Source organism: Nocardioides cynanchi (genome assembly GCF_008761635.1).
Classification (GTDB): domain Bacteria; phylum Actinomycetota; class Actinomycetes; order Propionibacteriales; family Nocardioidaceae; genus Nocardioides; species Nocardioides cynanchi.
The window spans coordinates 3660811-3676402 of sequence record NZ_CP044344.1 but is presented as its reverse complement, the minus strand read 5'-3'; the positions used below and the strand labels follow the sequence as shown (position 1 = coordinate 3676402).

Below are 15592 nucleotides of genomic sequence, written 5' to 3'. Positions count from 1 at the left end.
CTCACGCCACCCGGTCGGTCGGTGGCGACACGGAGTCCAGCAGGCGGCCGATCACGTCGTGCACGCCGACCCCGCTGAACTGCGCCTCGGCATCGAGCAGCAGCCGGTGGCACAGCACCGGCTCGGCCAGTGCCTTCACGTCGTCGGGCAGCACGTGGTTGCGACCGTCGGCCGCCGCCCAGGTCTTGGCGACCCGGATCATCGCCAGGCAGCCGCGCGCGGACAGCCCCAACCGTACGTGCGGCTGCCGACGCGACTCCTCGGCAAGCTCGGCGACGTAGCTGATCACCGCCGGGTCGACGTACACGTCGTCGGCCAGGCCGCTCATCTGGGCGATCGCCTGGGCGGTGATCACCGGGGAGACCAGCGCCGCCCGGTCGCGCACCTTCGCGTTGACCAGGAGCTCGACGGTCGCCGCGCGGTCGGGGTACCCCATCGCGGTCTTCATCAGGAAGCGGTCCAGCTGGGCCTCCGGCAACCGGTAGGTGCCCGCCTGCTCGATCGGGTTCTGGGTGGCGATCACGAGGAACGGCCTGCCCACGGGGTGCGGCACCCCGTCGACGGTGACGCGGTTCTCCTCCATCACCTCCAGCAGGGCGGACTGGGTCTTGGGCGAGGCCCGGTTGATCTCGTCGGCGAGCACGATCGTGTGGAAGATCGGGCCGGGATGGAACTCGAAGCTGCCCTTGTGCTGGTCGTAGACGGTGACGCCGACCACGTCGCTGGGCAGCAGGTCGGGGGTGAACTGGATCCGGGCGTTGCTGCCCTGCACCGTGTTGGCCAGGGCCCGCGCCAGCATGGTCTTGCCGGTGCCGGGGAAGTCCTCCAGCAGCAGGTGCCCCTCGGAGAGCAGGCAGGTCAGGGCCAGGCGTACGACGTGCCGCTTGCCGAGCACGGCCTGCTCCATGTTGGCGGTGAGCTCGTCGAAGGTCGTGGCGAACCACGCGGCCTGCTGTTCGGAGATCGTCACGGTTGTTCCTCGTCGGTTAGTTGGGCCACTGGAAGGTGCTGGTCGCGCGCTGGCCCTGGTTGCCGGTGGTGTCGCTGCAGGTGACGGTCACGGTGTTGCCCGGCGACCCGTAGTAGGCGTCCGGGAACTCCGAGGTGCCGTTGCTGACGGTCCAGATGTGCCCCAGCCAGCCCCAGAGGGCTCCGTCGGCGGCCGAGAGCGAGCAGGTCGCCTGGGCCGGTGCGCCGTTCTCGTCGACGAACGAGTCGAGCGAGAACTGGACGTGCCCGCAGCTGGGGTCGGTGCAGCGCGGGTCGGAGCCGCGTTGCTGGCAGGACGGCTCACCCGAGCCGTTGCCGTCGTTGCAGAGGCTGCCGCGGCTCACCGACACGTGGGCCTGGGGCGGTGACGCCGCTTGCCCTCGGACCTGGGCGTTGGCGGTGCCGCGGCCCCCTTGCGGGTCGCTCATGGCCAGCCGGGCCTGCTCGGAGCGGTCGTAGCCGACGGTGGCCGGGTCCGAGGTCACCGTGAACGGCCCTGCCGGCAGGTGCCACACCTGCTGGCTGCCGTCGCCGTGGGTGAGCACGAGGTCGGCCGGGCGACCGTTGGTGTCCCCGGTGATCTGGTAGGTCACGTTCGGGCCGCTGGCCACCGGGGTGAAGTTCGTGATCGCGCTGTCGCGCAGCGGTCCGTACGGCTGCACGCTCTGGGACCCGCCGGTCGTCGAGCAGCGGTTGAACTCGTTGCAGACCCGCAGCGAGATCGCGAACGAGTGGTCGTCGTCGGCCACGGTGATCTTGTGCGCGTGCGAGCCGGTCTCGTCGAACGACTGGTTCACGTTGCCGTCGACCAGCACGTCGACCCGCGACTGCGCCCCGCGCGAGCCGGGCACCGTGTAGCTGACCTGGACCTCCTGGTCGTTGCCGGTGGCCTGGGCGCTCCAGTCGTTGCCCCAGGTCCCCGGCGAGCCGACCGCCTGGTACGTCGTACCGACACTGTGGGGGGAGGTCACGCCGTGGCCGTTCTTGTTGGTCGCGGTCACGGTGTAGGTGTAGGTCGTGCCGTCGTAGGCCATCCCCTGGTCGGTGCAGCTGAGCGCGGTGACGCCCTGGCAGACCGGGGTGCCGTCGCGGAACACGTCGTAGTGCACCTCGGGCGGCCCGTTCGCGGCGACCGCCGGCCACGACACGGCCACCTGGGCGGTGTTGCCGTCCTGCGGGACGTCGCGCACCGTCGGTTTGCCCGGGGCGTCCGGGGGCCCCATCGGCTGGAACCACGGGGAGACGTAGTGGGCACCGGCACCGAACCCGTTGTAGGGGACGATCGTGAACCGGTAGCGGGTGTCGTTGTCGAGCCCGGTCACGGTCGCGTGCTCGCCGGTCACCCGGATCGAGCGGCCGGCGCCGGTCCAGGTGACCCGGTAGGTCGTGACCTGGGTGCCCTGCACCGGCGGCCGGCGCCACGCCAGCGAGATGAAGTGGTCGCCCTGCTGGGTCATCCGGACCGCGCTCACCTGGCCGGCCGCGGCATCGGGGGTCGCCTGGCGCGACCACGGGCTCCACGCGCCCCAGCCCACGGCGTTGTGGGCGCGCACCGAGAAGCGGTACGTCGTGCCGTTGTGCAGGCCGGTCACCGTGCAGGCCGTCGAGCCGCAGGAGGTGGTCCTCCCGTGGTCGTCACGGACCTGGTAGCCGGTGACCGGCGCGCCGTTGGCCACCGCCGGCGACCACGACATCGGCACCTTGGCGTCATGGGTGACGCCGTCCGGGAGCGGCTGCCCGGGCTGCCCGGGCACGTCGAGGATGTCGAGCGAGAGCAGGCCCTGCACGCGGCGCTCCGGGCCGGCACCGGGGCCGGCGTCGGACATCACGATCCGGAAGGTGGCGTGCCCGTGCACGTGGCGGAGCGCGCGGAGCGACACCGTCGTGCCCTGGGTGGTGATCCGGACCGGAACACCGGAGGTCTCGGCGGCGGAGATCACGGTGGGCCGGGGGTTGCGCACGCCCGGGACGAGGTACGAGGCGAGGTCGAGGGTGCGGGTCTCGCCGAAGCGCAGGTCGGAGACCTTGATCGGGATCAGTCGGGGTGGTGCCGTCCGGGTCACCCGGATCCGGATCTGGCCCCGGTCGCTCCCGGAGGCCGACACGTCGAGCACCGCGGTGGTGCCCGGGGTGGCACTGCCGGCCGCACGGATCTCGACCCGCGACCCGGTCACGCTGCCGAGGTCGAGCCCCTGCGCGTTGCCGTCCCACCCGGCGGCGTAGGTCAGGCTCGACTGCTGGGCGGGGTCGATCGTCCAGACGTGGCACATGGCCAGGATGTCCACGGTGATCGCCTGCCCCTGGGGCACGGTCAGGCTGTTGCTCGGGCAGCGCAGGATCGGCTTGTCCTGACCCACCTGCACGGGCACCGACAGCACGACCGTCCGGGCCCGGCCGTTGCTCGCGGCGTTCGGACCGGCGGCCCGGGTCACCTCGAAGACCATCGCCCCCGGCCCGGCGTAGCGGTGGCCGGCATCGATCCGGAAGGTGTCCCGGCCGGTGGTCACCACGTCGAGACCGGGCTGCGGGGAGGTCCAGACCCGGGTGGCCGAGGTGAACCGGACCGGGCCGCCGGAGGGGTTGACCACGAGGTCCGACAGCCGGCCGCTGACCGAGCCGTCCGGCTTGACCCGGAGCAGGGCGCCGGGCTTCACGTAGGGCAGCCCACCCGTCGCCGCCGGGACGTAGAGGTTGCCGGTGGTCGCCGCACCCTCGCCGTCGGTGACCACGAACGGCACCACCGTGGGGTCGTGGCCGCGGGAGACCCGGATCCTCGATCCCCCCACCACCCGGGCGGTGACGCCGCGCGGGGCCAGGACCTTGCTGATCCGGAGGTCGCCCGGCGGCCCGTCCGGGTCGTACGCCGTGGCCAGGACGTCGGTGGTCACCGTGTCGCCGTTGCCGGTCGCGCCGAAGGCGTCGAAGACCACCGGCGGGTTGTCGTAGCCGGCCACCACGGTCAGGGTGACCGTCGACTGCGAGACCTCGAGGCCGTTGCTGATCCGGTAGACGACCACCTCGTTGCGGCCGTCCGCGGTGCGCGGCGCCTGGATCCGGACCGGGCCCGTCGGCGACTCGAGGCTCACGCCCGGGGGCGGGCCCACCAGGCTGACGGTGACCCGGTCTCCCGAGGACACCAGGTCGTTGGCCAGCACGTCCACCGACGCCGTCCGACCGGGAGCCACGGTCATCGCATCGGCCACCGCCAGGGGCGCCTGCGGGGTGCCCGGGGGCGCGATCACCACGCGGGCGGTGCCGGTCGAGGTGGCACCGAGCGCATCGGTCAGCCGGTAGCTGAACTCGTCGGTCCCGACGCTGCCGGGGTAGGCCTGGTAGTCGATCGAGTTCGCACCGATCTTGAGGATCCGGCCGAGGGCGGGCGCGCTGTCGAGGCCGAGGATGGTGACGGCGTCGCCGTCGGGGTCCACCCCCGAGCCCGGCAGCCGGAGCTTGACCACGTCGCCGGAGACGACCCGGCCCTCGAGCGGCGGTGGGCTGGGCGGGTCGTTGCCCTTCTGCCGCGGGATCACCGTCACGTCGAGGGTGCCGGGCGCCGTCGCACCGGAGGCGTTCACGGCGACGTAGCGCACCTGGACGTCCTGCGGCTCCGAGACCGATGCCGGCGCGACGTAGCGCACCTGCCGGCCCACGGTGTACGCCGACCCCGACGGCCCCTGCCCGCCGTCCTGGCCGACCTCGAGCCGGCCGGGTCGCTGCCCGGCGACGGTCCGCAGCAGCTCGAGCTGGTCACCGGCCGGGCTGAAGTCGTTGTCCAGCACCGGCACCGCCACGGCGTTCCCGGCCCGGACCGTGACCTCGTCGTCGCTGGTGACCGGGGTGTCGTCGGCCGGGGTCGGTCGCTGGTTCACCACCACCTGGCCGGTGATCCCGGAGTGCTCACCGTCGCTGATCTGGTAGGTCACGACCTGCGGGTCGGGAGCCAGCGCACCGCGGGGTGCCGAGACCCGCAGCCATCGACCGTCGACGACGCCGACGTCGAGCTGGGTCGGGTCGTCGGCGGCGGCGTTCTGCACCTCGAGCAGCCCACCGGCCGGGTCGGAGTCGTTGGCCAGCACGTCGACCAGTGCCGGCTCCTGGCCGTGCAGCGTCACCTGGTCGGGCATCGCGACGGGGTCCTGCGGGGTCCGGGCGGGTGCCTTCACGTCGACGCGGATCCGGCCGGGCGTGGCCTTGGCGTTGCCGTAGGAGGCCTGATAGTCGAGGAAGTAGGTGTGCGCGGTCGGGCTCTCGAGGGTGATCGTGCCCTGGTCGAGGTCGGTGGTCACGTGCGCGCCGTCCGGCTGGGCGACCCGGCCGGCCAGCCCGAGGGCGGCCTGGGGGTCGATCGGGTCGGACCCCGGCAGGTCGTTGAGCAGCGGCTTCACGGTGATCGGCTTGCCGACCTGGCCGGCGATGACGTCGGGCTCCGCGACGGCGGGGTACGACGCGTCCCCGTCGCGGCTTTCGACGCGGAAGGTCAGCGTCCTCTCCACCGGGGCGGACAGGCTGTCGGTGGCGGCGTACCGGACCCGGACCAGGCCGGGGTCGTCGGGCGCGTGGAAGCGGACGGCGCCGGCGTCGGTCGTCGTGGCGGTCGCCCCGTGGTCGGCGCCGGTCTCGGGCGACGCCGAGACCAGCGTCAGGGCGTCACCGTCGCGGTTGTCGCGCCAGTCGGCGAGCACCGGGACCGTCATCGTGCCGGAAGCCGGGATGTTCCAGACCCGTGGCTTGGCGCCGGCACGGAGATCGGGCGGCTGGTTGACCGCGCCCACCCGCGCCTGGACGCGCACGGTCGCGTGGCCGGAGACACCGTCTCGGCCGTCGTCGACGAAGTACTCGAACGTGGTCACCCCGGTCGCACGCGGCGGCAGGGTGAGGTCGACGGTCTGCCCGTCGGGGCTGATCCGGACCCGTGCTGCCGGGTCGGACACCTGCTGGATCGCCCGGATCGCCAGCAGCCGGCCGGCCGGGGCACTGTCGTTGTCGAGGGGGTGCAGCACGGTGGAGCGTCCGGGGCGCGCGCCGAAGCTGTCGTCCTTGGCCTTGGGCGGCCGCCGGTCCCCGAGGTCGGGGTTGTCGTCGTGCTGGTGCCGGCTGGATCTGGTCGGGGTCGACCGGTAGGCGTCCCAGTTGTCGAGGCGCCGCGGCTGGGCGTGGTCGACGTCCCAGACGGCGCCGTCGCCACGGTCGTTGAGCACGACCTGCCCCCGGTTGACCCGGAAGACCAGGTCGGTGGTCTGGGCCCGCAGCCCGGCGACCATCGGGTCACCGGCACCGCAGCGGGTGGCGACGAAGCCGGTCCCGCCGGACCACGCGCCGTACGCGCAGGTGCCGAGGCGGACCGGCCGGCTGGGGCGGCCGGAGACCTGGCCGGCCAGCGTGCTGCTCGCCCCGGTGGACAGGTCGACCTCGACCAGCGAGGTCGGGGTGTCGACCAGGACGCTGTCGCCTGCCGGCCCCGGCTGCTGCAGCACCGAGCCGGGAGGCACCTGTGCCGTACCGCCACCGACGACGCGCAGGGCTCCGGTGACCGGGTCGAGGACCACCGGGGTCGCGCCGACCGCGGTCAGCTGGAGGGACTTCGAACCGCTCGGCCTCCCGGCGAGGTGCTGGCTGTGCACCGGGCCGAAGCCCGAGGCCGTCGCCCCGGCGGCGGGGATCGTCAGCAGGTTGCCGGTGACCGCGGAGACCGCGAGCACGGTGCCGAGGTCGGTCACCGCGAGAGCGGCGGTCCGGCCCACCTTCGCCAGCGGCTTCGCCTCACGGCCGACCTGGGCCAGGTCGGGCACCCCGGCCACGGTGTCGACCCGCGTCGCCCACAGCGTGCCCTGGTCGGTGTCGAGCACAGCGAGGGTCCCGCCGGCGGCCTCGACCTGCGGGGCGGCCGGGATCGGCACCGAGGAGCTCGACGGCGGGCGCATCGTCGACGGGTCGAGCGGCGACATCGTGCCGCCGGAGAGGTTGATCCCGACGATCGCGGAGTCGTCCTGGGCGACGTCGAGGTTGGCGTCGAGCCCGGCGAAGACGGCTCCGTCGAGCTGGCCGATCGGCTTGTTCATCCGGCCGTAGGCGCTGTCGCGGTTGTCGGTGACCCAGATGCCGCCGTCGTTGAGGCGCGTCTGGTGGGCGCGGTAGCCCTGCGCCGCCACGGCGTAGACGACCACCAGGCCGACTGCCAGAGCCAGCGCCAGGTACGACGCGATGGCGACGCGCCGTCGCTGCATCGCCACCCCGAGATCCACGTCTTCTCCCGTCACCAGGATCCTGCGTGACGGAGGCTACGTGAGCCCGCGAGTCCGGCCAAACCTTTCGCCGATCTGTGACCTTCGGTGCGTCACCGGGGATCCCGCAGGTGAGAATGTGACCGGCCCGACCACTCTCGGAGGAACGCTCGTGACCGCAGGCGCAACGCAGCGCTGGAGCTACGCGCCCGGCGCCGGTCTGCTCCTCGGCACCGGCGACCGCTGGCTGCTCGTGGCCGACCAGCCCGAGGAGTGCGTGATCCGCGACCTCTGGGAGGCCCTGACCGGGCTCGGCCTCGACCAGGCCCTCGCCGTGGTGGAACGGGCGTACGCCGGGCGGCCGCCGTCGGTCGCCGCTTGGGACGTCGGCCGATGCCAGGTGCGGGGCGGGGGTGCGGTCGCCCACGGCGCCGGTCCCGAGCTCACGGTCGGACTCGACCTCGACGGGCCGTGGCTGCCGCTTGCGGGTGGCATCGTGGCCGGTGCCGCGGTCCGGCTCGAGCCGGCCGACGCCCCCGTGGGCCGGCGTCGCCTGATCGACGGCATCCCCGAGGAAGTGGCCGCGTCCGTGGGGCCGGACGTGCCCACAGGCCTCCGACGACGCCCGGACCAACCGGCGGCCGAGCCCCCCGAGGAGGGGGCCGAGCACGACGGCCGGACCACCCACCGACAGTCCGCGACGGTGGTGCGCACCTCCCGCGTCGACCACCTGCGCCAGCCGACGTCGGAGACGGTCCTGGCGGTGTTCTGCGCCCACGGCCACCCGACGCCGGCGTACTCCGGGACCTGCCGGGTCTGCCGGGGCGAGGTCGCCTCGCAGCAGCCGCAGCGGATCCCCCGCCCGCGACTCGGAGGCCTGCGCCTGCCGTCCGGCGAGGTCGTCGCGCTCGACCGGAGCGTCGTGATCGGCCGCCGTCCCGCCCCGGTGGACGACCAGGGCGAGTGGCCGCACCTGGTCAGCGTGCCGCCCGAGGCGTCGTACGTCTCCCGCGTGCACGTCCACCTCGAGATCGACGGCTGGCTGGTAGTCGCCCGCGACCTCGGCTCCCGAGGTGGCACCACCCTGCTGGTGCCCGGGCGGGCACCCGAGGCGATCCGGGCCCAGGAGCCGCACGTGCTCGAGCCCGGCCACGCGCTCGACCTCGCCGACGAGTTCCTGGTGGTTTACGAGGTGGGCGACGACCCCTCGCGCTCCGGAGACGCGACGTGAAGGGCCCGGTGATCCCCGGCTTCGAGCTCGTGCAGCTGCTCGGCTCGGGCGGCTTCGCCGACGTGTTCCTCTACGAGCAGGAGTGGCCCAACCAGCGGGTCGCGATCAAGGTGGTGCGCGCCGACGTACCGCTGACCGAGCGCGAGAAGTCGATGTTCACCTCCGAGGCCAACGCCATGGCGCGCCTGGCGGACCACCCCTACATCGTCTCGGTGATGACCGCCGGCACCACGAGTGCCGCCGAGGGGTCGCGGCCGTTCCTGGTGATGCGCTACTGCCCACCACCCGATCTCGGGGCGAGAGCCCAGGCCCAGCCGATGTCGGTGCCCGACGCGATCAGTACCGGCATCAAGCTGGCCAGCGCGGTGGAGACGGCCCACCGGAGCGGGATCATCCACCGCGACATCAAGCCCTCCAACGTCCTGGTCACGCCGTACCACGAGCCGGCACTGACCGACTTCGGCATCGCCGGCCGGCTCCACGAGATCGAGGGCGACAGCGAGGTCCGGATCTCCTACCCGTGGTCACCGCCGGAGCTGCTCGACGGCCGCTCGAACGGTTCGGTCGCCTCCGACGTCTACTCCCTCGGCGCCACGATCTGGAACCTCCTGGTCGGCCGGTCGCCGTTCTCGGTCCCCAACGGCGACAACTCCTCACGCGCCCTCAGCGCCCGGATCCTGCACTCCACGCCGCCGCGCACGCAGCGGCCCGACGTGCCGCCGGCGCTCGACCAGCTGCTCGCCTCGTGCCTGTCCAAGACCCCCGAGCACCGGCCCGGCTCGGCGCTCGAGCTGGCTCGCAGCCTCCAGCGGATCGAGGCCCAGGCCGGCTTCTCCCGGACGCCGATCGCGGTCGAGGGTGACCGCCCCGACCACACGACGCCGGTCGTCCCCGTGGAGGAGGGCGACCGGACCCAGCTGAAGCCGGTCGGCGTGGTCTCCGGGTCGGCGCCCCGGGGCGTCGCCGGGGCACGCGACACCACGCCGGCCCCGGCCCGACGCCGGTGGTGGGTCGAGCCCGCCACCCGGTGGGCCGCCCTCGTCGTCGCCCTGGTGGTGCTGGCCGTGATCGTGGTCCCCCGGCTCACCTCGGGGTCGGGCGGCCGCGACGTGGTGCTCCCTCCCGCGACCACGTCCGGTCCCGTCGTACCCGGTGTCGTGCCGCGCCCGGTCGTGACGGCCCAGCGGTCGGGAGCCACCGTCGAGTTCCGTTGGCACGCCGCGGACGTCCCGCAACCGGGCGACTCCTTCCAGTGGCGCCTCCCCCGCGCCGGGGGCTCGCACCTGACCTCGGCGGACTCGGTGACGATCCACTCGTCAGCGCGCGTGTGCCTCCAGGTCCGGCTCGCGCGTCCCGACCTGCCGCCCTCGACCTACGCCGGCGCCTGCGGCTGACGCAGGTCAGTCACGCCTCCCGAGGGTGCGCGGCGCGGCGGAGCGAAGACCTGCGGCACTGGGGCGGCGCGTCGGCCGGGCGACGCCGTCGTCGGTGACGGTGGTCGGCGGCCGCCGCGGCCAAGCCCCTTGACGTGCTCTCCGGCCTCCGCTCCGCCACACCGCGCCCGTGGGCTGCGTCCGTGGCTCAGACCGGTGCGCCTGGCCGGAACCTGTCGGAGGCGAGGCTGGCCACGGTGGTGATCGCGAGGGTGGCCACGATCACCACGAGGGAGACCCAGATCGGGATGTCCGGCGCCCATGAGAGGTTCTCCCCGCCGTTGACGAAGGGCAGCGTGTTCTCGTGCATCGCGTGGAGCACGAGCTTGACGCCGATGAACAGCAGCAGGAACGCCAGTCCGTAGGAGAGGAAGACCAGGCGGGTGAGCAGGTCGCCGATCAGGAAGTACAGCTGCCGCAGCCCCATCAGGGCGAAGATGTTGGCGGTCAGCACGAGGTACGGCTCACTGGTCAACCCGTAGATCGCCGGGATCGAGTCGAGGGCGAAGAGCAGGTCGGTGACGCCGAGGGTGAGCACCACGATGAACATCGGGGTGAACAGCCGCGAGCCGTTCTCCGAGACGGTGAGCCGGGCGCCGTTCCAGCTCTCGCTGAAGGGCAGGCGACGCCGCAGCCAGCGGACCAGCCGCGGCTCGTCGTACCCACCGTCGTCCTCGCCGCCCTCGCGCGCCAGGTTCACCGCGGTGATCACGAGGAACGCCCCGAAGATGTAGAACACCCAGCTGAACTGGTTGATCGCCGCGGCGCCGACGGCGATGAAGATCCCGCGCAGCACCAGGGCCAGCACGATCCCGACAAGCAGGGCCGACTGCTGGAGGTCACGGGGCACGGCGAGCTTGCCCATGATCACGATGAAGATGAACAGGTTGTCGATCGACAGGGAGTACTCGGTCAGCCAGCCGGCGAAGAACTCCCCGCCGTACTCGCCGCCGGAGAACCACCACACGCCGAGCCCGAAGACGATCGCCAGCGTCACGTAGAGACCCAGGGCGAACGACGTCTCGCGGCGACTCGGCTCGTGCGGGCGACGACCGATCACGAACACGTCGAACAGGAGGATCGCGGTCGTCAGGAGGACGGTGGTCCACCAGACCCACGGGGCGACATGCATGCGCCGAACCTATCGACCGCCGAAAGGCACCCCGAGGGACGTCAGCCGCTGCTCGCCGCCGTCGATCGCGGTCAGCACCCAGGGGCCGTCGGGGGTGAGGGTGAAGGTGTGCTCGAAGTGGGCCGACATCGAGCCGTCGGCGGTCGCCACCGTCCAGTCGTCCTCGAGCACGTCGGTCTCGCTGCTGCCCAGGGTCACCATCGGCTCCACCGCGAGCGCGAGGCCGGGCACCAGCTTGGGTCCGCGGCCGGGGCGTCCGACGTTCGGCACGTTGGGCGGCAGGTGCATCTGGGTGCCGATGCCGTGCCCGACGTAGTCCTCGAGGATGCCGTAGCCGCCCTGGGACCGGACGCAGGTCTCGACGGCGTGGGAGATGTCGCTGACCCGCCCTCCGAGCCGGGCGGCGGCCATCCCTGCCCACAGCGACTCCTCGGTGACCCGCATCAGCTCGGCCACGTCGGCGGCGATCTCCCCGATGCCGACCGTGATCGCGGCGTCGCCGTGCCAGCCGTCGACGATGGCGCCGCAGTCGATGGAGATCACGTCGCCCTCGGCCAGCACCCGCTCGCCCGGGATGCCGTGCACGACCTCGTCGTTCACCGAGGCGCAGATGGTCGCCGGGAAGGGCGGCACGCCGTACCCCAGGAACGACGGGATGCCACCGTGCGAGCGGATGTGCTCCTCCGCCAGCTCGTCCAGCCGGCCCGTGGTCACGCCGGGTGCGCAGGCGTCGCGCAGCAGCTCCAGGGTCTGCCCGACCAGGAGGCCGGCGACCCGCATCAGGTCGATCTGCGCCGGCGTCTTGATCTCGAGGCCGCGGTCCAGGAGTCCCATCAGCTCGCGCGCTCAGCTCTGGGGTACGACGTCCAGGGCGGCGAAGATCCGCTCGGTCACCTCGGTGACCTCGCCGATCCCGTCGATCTCCTGGACGATGCCGCGACCGCGGTAGACCCCGATCAGCGGCTCGGTCTGCTCGGCGTACACCTCCTGGCGGCGCCGGATGACGTCCTCGGTGTCGTCGGCGCGACCCTCGACCTCCGCGCGCTGCACCAGCCGGGCCACCAGCTCGTCGGGGTCGACCACGAGCACCACGACCGCGTCGAGGACGTGACCGGTGTGCTTGATCATCCCGTCCAGCTCCTCGACCTGGGCCAGGGTGCGCGGGTAGCCGTCGAGCAGGAAGCCGGGAGCGGCGTCGGGCTCGTCGATCCGGGCTCGCACCATGAGGTTGGTGATCTCGTCCGGGACGTACTCGCCGGCGTCCATGTACTCCTGGGCCTTCTTGCCCAGGGCGGTGCCCTGCGACACGTTGGCCCGGAAGATGTCGCCGGTGGAGATCGCCGGGATGCCGAAGTGATCGGCGACGTACCTGGCCTGGGTACCCTTCCCGGCTCCGGGAGGCCCCATCAGGATCAGTCTCATGGCTAGCGCAAGAACCCTTCGTAGTTGCGCTGCTGGAGCTGGCTCTCGATCTGTTTCACCGTGTCGAGTGCAACGCCCACCATGATCAGGATGGACGTGCCGCCGAAGGGGAAGTTCTGGTCCGCACCGATCAGCACGAAGGCGATCAGCGGGATCAGGGCAATCAGACCGAGGTACAGCGCGCCCGGCAACGTGATGCGGGACAGTACGTAGGACAGGTAGTCCTCGGTCGGCTTGCCCGCCCGGATCCCGGGGATGAAGCCGCCGTACTTCTTCATGTTGTCCGCCACCTCTTCAGGGTTGAAGGTGATCGACACGTAGAAGTAGGTGAAGAAGACGATCATGGCGAAGAACAGCGCCATGTAGAGCGGATGGTCGCCCCGGACCAGGTTGCTCTGGACCCAGACCGCCCAGCCGGAGGTGGCGTTCTGGTTGAACTGCGACGCCATCGCGGGGAGGTAGAGCAGGGACGACGCGAAGATCACCGGGATGACGCCGGCCTGGTTGACCTTGAGCGGGATGTACGTCGAGGAGCCGCCGAACATCTTGCGGCCCACCATCCGGCGCGCGTACTGCACCGGGATCCGGCGCTGGGCCTGCTCGATGAAGATGACCGCGGCGATGATCACGAGCCCGATCGCGACCACGATCGCGAAGACCCACCAGCCCTTGGACTTGCCGACCGACCACAGCGAGCTCGGGAAGCGGGCGACGACCTGGGTGAAGATCAGGATCGACATGCCGTTGCCGACGCCGCGGTCGGTGATCAGCTCGCCGAGCCACATGATCACGGCCGTACCGGCGGTCATCGTGATCACCATGACCAGGAAGGTCTTGGTGCCGTTGTCGTAGAGCAGCGGGAACCGGGAGTTGTCGCAGTTGAGCAGGCTGCCGGAGCGGGCCAGGGCGACGATGCCGGTGGCCTGCAGCAGGGCCAGGCCGAGCGTCAGGTAACGGGTGTACTGGGTGATCTTGGTCTGGCCCGCCTGGCCTTCCTTCTTCAGCGCTTCGAGCCGCGGGATCACCACGACGAGCAGCTGCAGGATGATGCTAGCGGTGATGTAGGGCATGATCCCGAGCGCGAAGATCGTCAGCTGGAGCAGCGCGCCGCCGGAGAAGACGTTGATCAGGTTGTAGACGCCTCCGGTGGAGCCCTGGATGCACTCGTGCACGTTCGCGACGTTGACGCCCGGAGCGGGGATCTGCGAGCCGAGCCGGAAGATCGCGATGATCATCAGGACGAACAACAGCTTGCGCCGAAGGTCCGGGGTCCGGAACGCGTTGACGTAGGCGCCTAGCACAGATTCCTCTTTCTTGATCCCGCCGCAGGGGCGGTTTCCGGGCCTCGGGAGGCCATTGTCTGCCCGCCTTCCCAGGCTCCGGCGATGACCCCGGGAAGCCTAACAGGCTGCTCACAGACCCCGAGAATGCATGAGGCGCGGACCCTGCGGGACGAACCCGCGTGGCCCGCGCCTCCTGGCGTCGGTCAGAGAACCGTCACGGAGCCGCCGGCGGCCTCGATCTTCTCCCGGGCCGTGCCGGAGAACGCCTGGGCGCTCACCTGGCAGGCGACCGAGAGGTCGCCCTGGCCGAGGACCTTGACCGGCTGGCCCTTGCGGACCGCGCCCTTCGCGACGAGGTCGGCCGGGGACACCGTGCCGCCTTCGGGGAAGAGCTCGCCGAGCTTGTCGAGGTTCACGACCTGGAACTCGACCTTGAACGGGTTCTTGAATCCCTTGAGCTTGGGCAGGCGCATGTGCAGCGGCATCTGGCCGCCCTCGAACGCAGCGGGGACCTGGTAGCGCGCCTTGGTGCCCTTGGTGCCGCGACCGGACGTCTTGCCCTTCGAGCCCTCACCGCGTCCGACGCGGGTCTTGGCGGTCTTGGCACCCGGCGCCGGGCGCAGGTGGTGGAGTTTCAGCGTCATAGTCCTACTCGACTTCCTCGACCGTCACCAGGTGACGGACGGTCTGGACCATGCCCCGGATCTCCGGGCGGTCCTCCTTCACGACGACGTCGCCGATCCGCTTGAGACCGAGCGAGCGCAGCGTCTCGCGCTGGTTGGCCTTGCAGCCGATCCCGCTCCTGAGCTGCTTGACCTTGAGCTGTGCCATCAGTGCGCCACCTCCGCCGCCGCGGCAGCGGTCTCCGCTGCCTTGGCCCGGAGCAGGGCGGCCGGGGCGACGTGCTCGACGGGCAGGCCCCGTCGCGCGGCCACGGTCTCGGGCTGCTCGAGCATCTTCAGCGCCGCCACGGTGGCGTGCACGATGTTGATCTGGTTGGACGACCCCAGCGACTTGCTGAGCACGTCGTGGATGCCGGCGCACTCGAGCACGGCGCGCACCGGGCCACCGGCGATCACGCCGGTACCGGGAGCGGCTGGACGCAGCAGGACGACGCCCGCGGCCTTCTCGCCCTGGACGGGGTGCGGGATGGTGCCCTGGATGCGGGGGACCCGGAAGAAGGCCTTCTTGGCCTCCTCGACGCCCTTGGCGATCGCCGCCGGCACCTCCTTGGCCTTGCCGTAGCCGACACCGACCATGCCGTCGCCGTCTCCGACGACCACGAGGGCGGTGAAGCTGAACCGACGACCACCCTGGACGACCTTGGCGACGCGGTTGATCGCGACCACCCGCTCGACGTAGGCGCTCTTCTCGGCACCACCGCGACGGTCGTCGCGACGGCCGGACTGGCGATCGCCACCCCCGCGCTGTCCGCGCTGAGCTCCGCTCATCAGATGTCCTCTTCCTTCAATTTCTCTTGGTCGTGTGGTGCGGTCAGAAGCTCAGGCCGCCCTCACGGGCGGCATCGGCGAGGGCCGCGACGCGGCCGTGGTACTTGTTGCCGGCACGGTCGAAGACCACCGAGTCGATGCCCTGGGTCTTCGCCCGCTCGGCGACGAGCTCGCCGACCTTCTTGGCCTTGGCGGTCTTGTCGCCGTCGAGACCTCGCAGGTCTGCCTCCATGCTGGAGGCCGACACGAGGGTCTTGCCCTCGAGGTCGTCGACGACCTGCACGCTGATGTGCTTCGACGACCGGGTGACCACCAGGCGCGGCCGCTCGGCCGTCCCGGAGATCTTCTTGCGACCGCGGACCTGGCGCTGCAGGCGCGCCTTCGTGCGCGGCGCCGTGTGCTTGTGCTTGGACAGGGAGATCCCCATGG

12 protein-coding genes are annotated in these 15592 nt (G+C 71.7%); 2 read left to right on the top strand and 10 right to left on the bottom strand.

All coding sequences use genetic code 11. The features are described 5' to 3' along the window. Window position 1 precedes the first annotated feature (1 nt). Window positions 2–970, bottom strand: coding sequence for an AAA family ATPase (locus E3N83_RS17840; RefSeq protein ID WP_151084476.1), 969 nt, complete (start codon window positions 968–970; stop codon window positions 2–4). Window positions 971–986: 16 nt separating this feature from the next. Beyond that, window positions 987–7247, bottom strand: a complete 6261-nt coding sequence (locus E3N83_RS17835; protein ID WP_151084475.1) for an Ig-like domain-containing protein — start codon at window positions 7245–7247, stop codon at window positions 987–989. A 136-nt stretch (window positions 7248–7383) separates the two neighbouring features. On the opposite strand from E3N83_RS17835, the gene E3N83_RS19665 reads away from it, so the two are divergent. Both E3N83_RS19665 and E3N83_RS17830 read left to right on the top strand, forming a co-directional pair. Beyond that, window positions 7384–8442, top strand: coding sequence for an FHA domain-containing protein (locus E3N83_RS19665; protein ID WP_191907854.1), 1059 nt, complete (start codon window positions 7384–7386; stop codon window positions 8440–8442). Further along, on the top strand, window positions 8439–9836 hold the full coding sequence (locus tag E3N83_RS17830) for a serine/threonine-protein kinase (RefSeq protein ID WP_191907853.1): 1398 nt from the start codon (window positions 8439–8441) through the stop codon (window positions 9834–9836). The genes E3N83_RS19665 and E3N83_RS17830 overlap by 4 nt, the downstream gene beginning before the upstream one ends. Window positions 9837–10023: 187 nt before the next feature. On the opposite strand, the gene E3N83_RS17825 is transcribed toward E3N83_RS17830, so the two are convergent. From E3N83_RS17825 to rplR, 8 genes are all read right to left on the bottom strand, one after another. Then, a complete protein-coding gene (locus tag E3N83_RS17825) occupies window positions 10024–11007 on the bottom strand; it encodes a TerC/Alx family metal homeostasis membrane protein (protein ID WP_151084473.1) in 984 nt (327 codons plus the stop codon). Between the two features lie 9 nt (window positions 11008–11016). Beyond that, the gene (gene map / locus E3N83_RS17820; protein WP_151084472.1) at window positions 11017–11841 is read right to left on the bottom strand and encodes a type I methionyl aminopeptidase; all 825 of its coding nucleotides are present in this window, start codon (window positions 11839–11841) and stop codon (window positions 11017–11019) included. A gap of 12 nt (window positions 11842–11853) precedes the next feature. Next, window positions 11854–12429, bottom strand: coding sequence for an adenylate kinase (locus E3N83_RS17815; RefSeq protein WP_151084471.1), 576 nt, complete (start codon window positions 12427–12429; stop codon window positions 11854–11856). 2 nt (window positions 12430–12431) lie between these two features. Then, entirely contained in the window at window positions 12432–13730 is a 1299-nt protein-coding gene (gene secY, locus E3N83_RS17810; RefSeq protein WP_151084470.1) for a preprotein translocase subunit SecY, read from the bottom strand. A gap of 185 nt (window positions 13731–13915) precedes the next feature. After that, window positions 13916–14356, bottom strand: a complete 441-nt coding sequence (gene rplO / locus E3N83_RS17805) for a 50S ribosomal protein L15 (protein WP_151084469.1) — start codon at window positions 14354–14356, stop codon at window positions 13916–13918. A 4-nt stretch (window positions 14357–14360) separates the two neighbouring features. After that, window positions 14361–14543 carry a 50S ribosomal protein L30 gene (gene rpmD, locus E3N83_RS17800; RefSeq protein ID WP_151084468.1) on the bottom strand — a complete coding sequence of 61 codons (183 nt, stop codon included), beginning with the start codon at window positions 14541–14543 and terminating at the stop codon, window positions 14361–14363. Next, the gene (gene rpsE, locus E3N83_RS17795; RefSeq protein ID WP_151084467.1) at window positions 14543–15163 is read right to left on the bottom strand and encodes a 30S ribosomal protein S5; all 621 of its coding nucleotides are present in this window, start codon (window positions 15161–15163) and stop codon (window positions 14543–14545) included. Before rpsE ends, rpmD begins: the two co-directional genes overlap by 1 nt. Before the next feature lie 43 nt (window positions 15164–15206). Beyond that, window positions 15207–15590, bottom strand: coding sequence for a 50S ribosomal protein L18 (gene rplR, locus E3N83_RS17790; RefSeq protein ID WP_151085439.1), 384 nt, complete (start codon window positions 15588–15590; stop codon window positions 15207–15209). Window positions 15591–15592 lie beyond the last annotated feature (2 nt).

Coding starts and splice junctions, on each gene's coding strand:
- E3N83_RS17825 (WP_151084473.1), bottom strand. CDS start 11,007: ATGCATGTCGCCCCGTGGGTCTGGTGGACCACCGTCCTCCTGACGACC.
- map (WP_151084472.1), bottom strand. CDS start 11,841: ATGGGACTCCTGGACCGCGGCCTCGAGATCAAGACGCCGGCGCAGATC.
- E3N83_RS17815 (WP_151084471.1), bottom strand. CDS start 12,429: ATGAGACTGATCCTGATGGGGCCTCCCGGAGCCGGGAAGGGTACCCAG.
- rplO (WP_151084469.1), bottom strand. CDS start 14,356: ATGACGCTGAAACTCCACCACCTGCGCCCGGCGCCGGGTGCCAAGACC.
- rpmD (WP_151084468.1), bottom strand. CDS start 14,543: ATGGCACAGCTCAAGGTCAAGCAGCTCAGGAGCGGGATCGGCTGCAAG.
- rpsE (WP_151084467.1), bottom strand. CDS start 15,163: ATGAGCGGAGCTCAGCGCGGACAGCGCGGGGGTGGCGATCGCCAGTCC.
- rplR (WP_151085439.1), bottom strand. CDS start 15,590: ATGGGGATCTCCCTGTCCAAGCACAAGCACACGGCGCCGCGCACGAAG.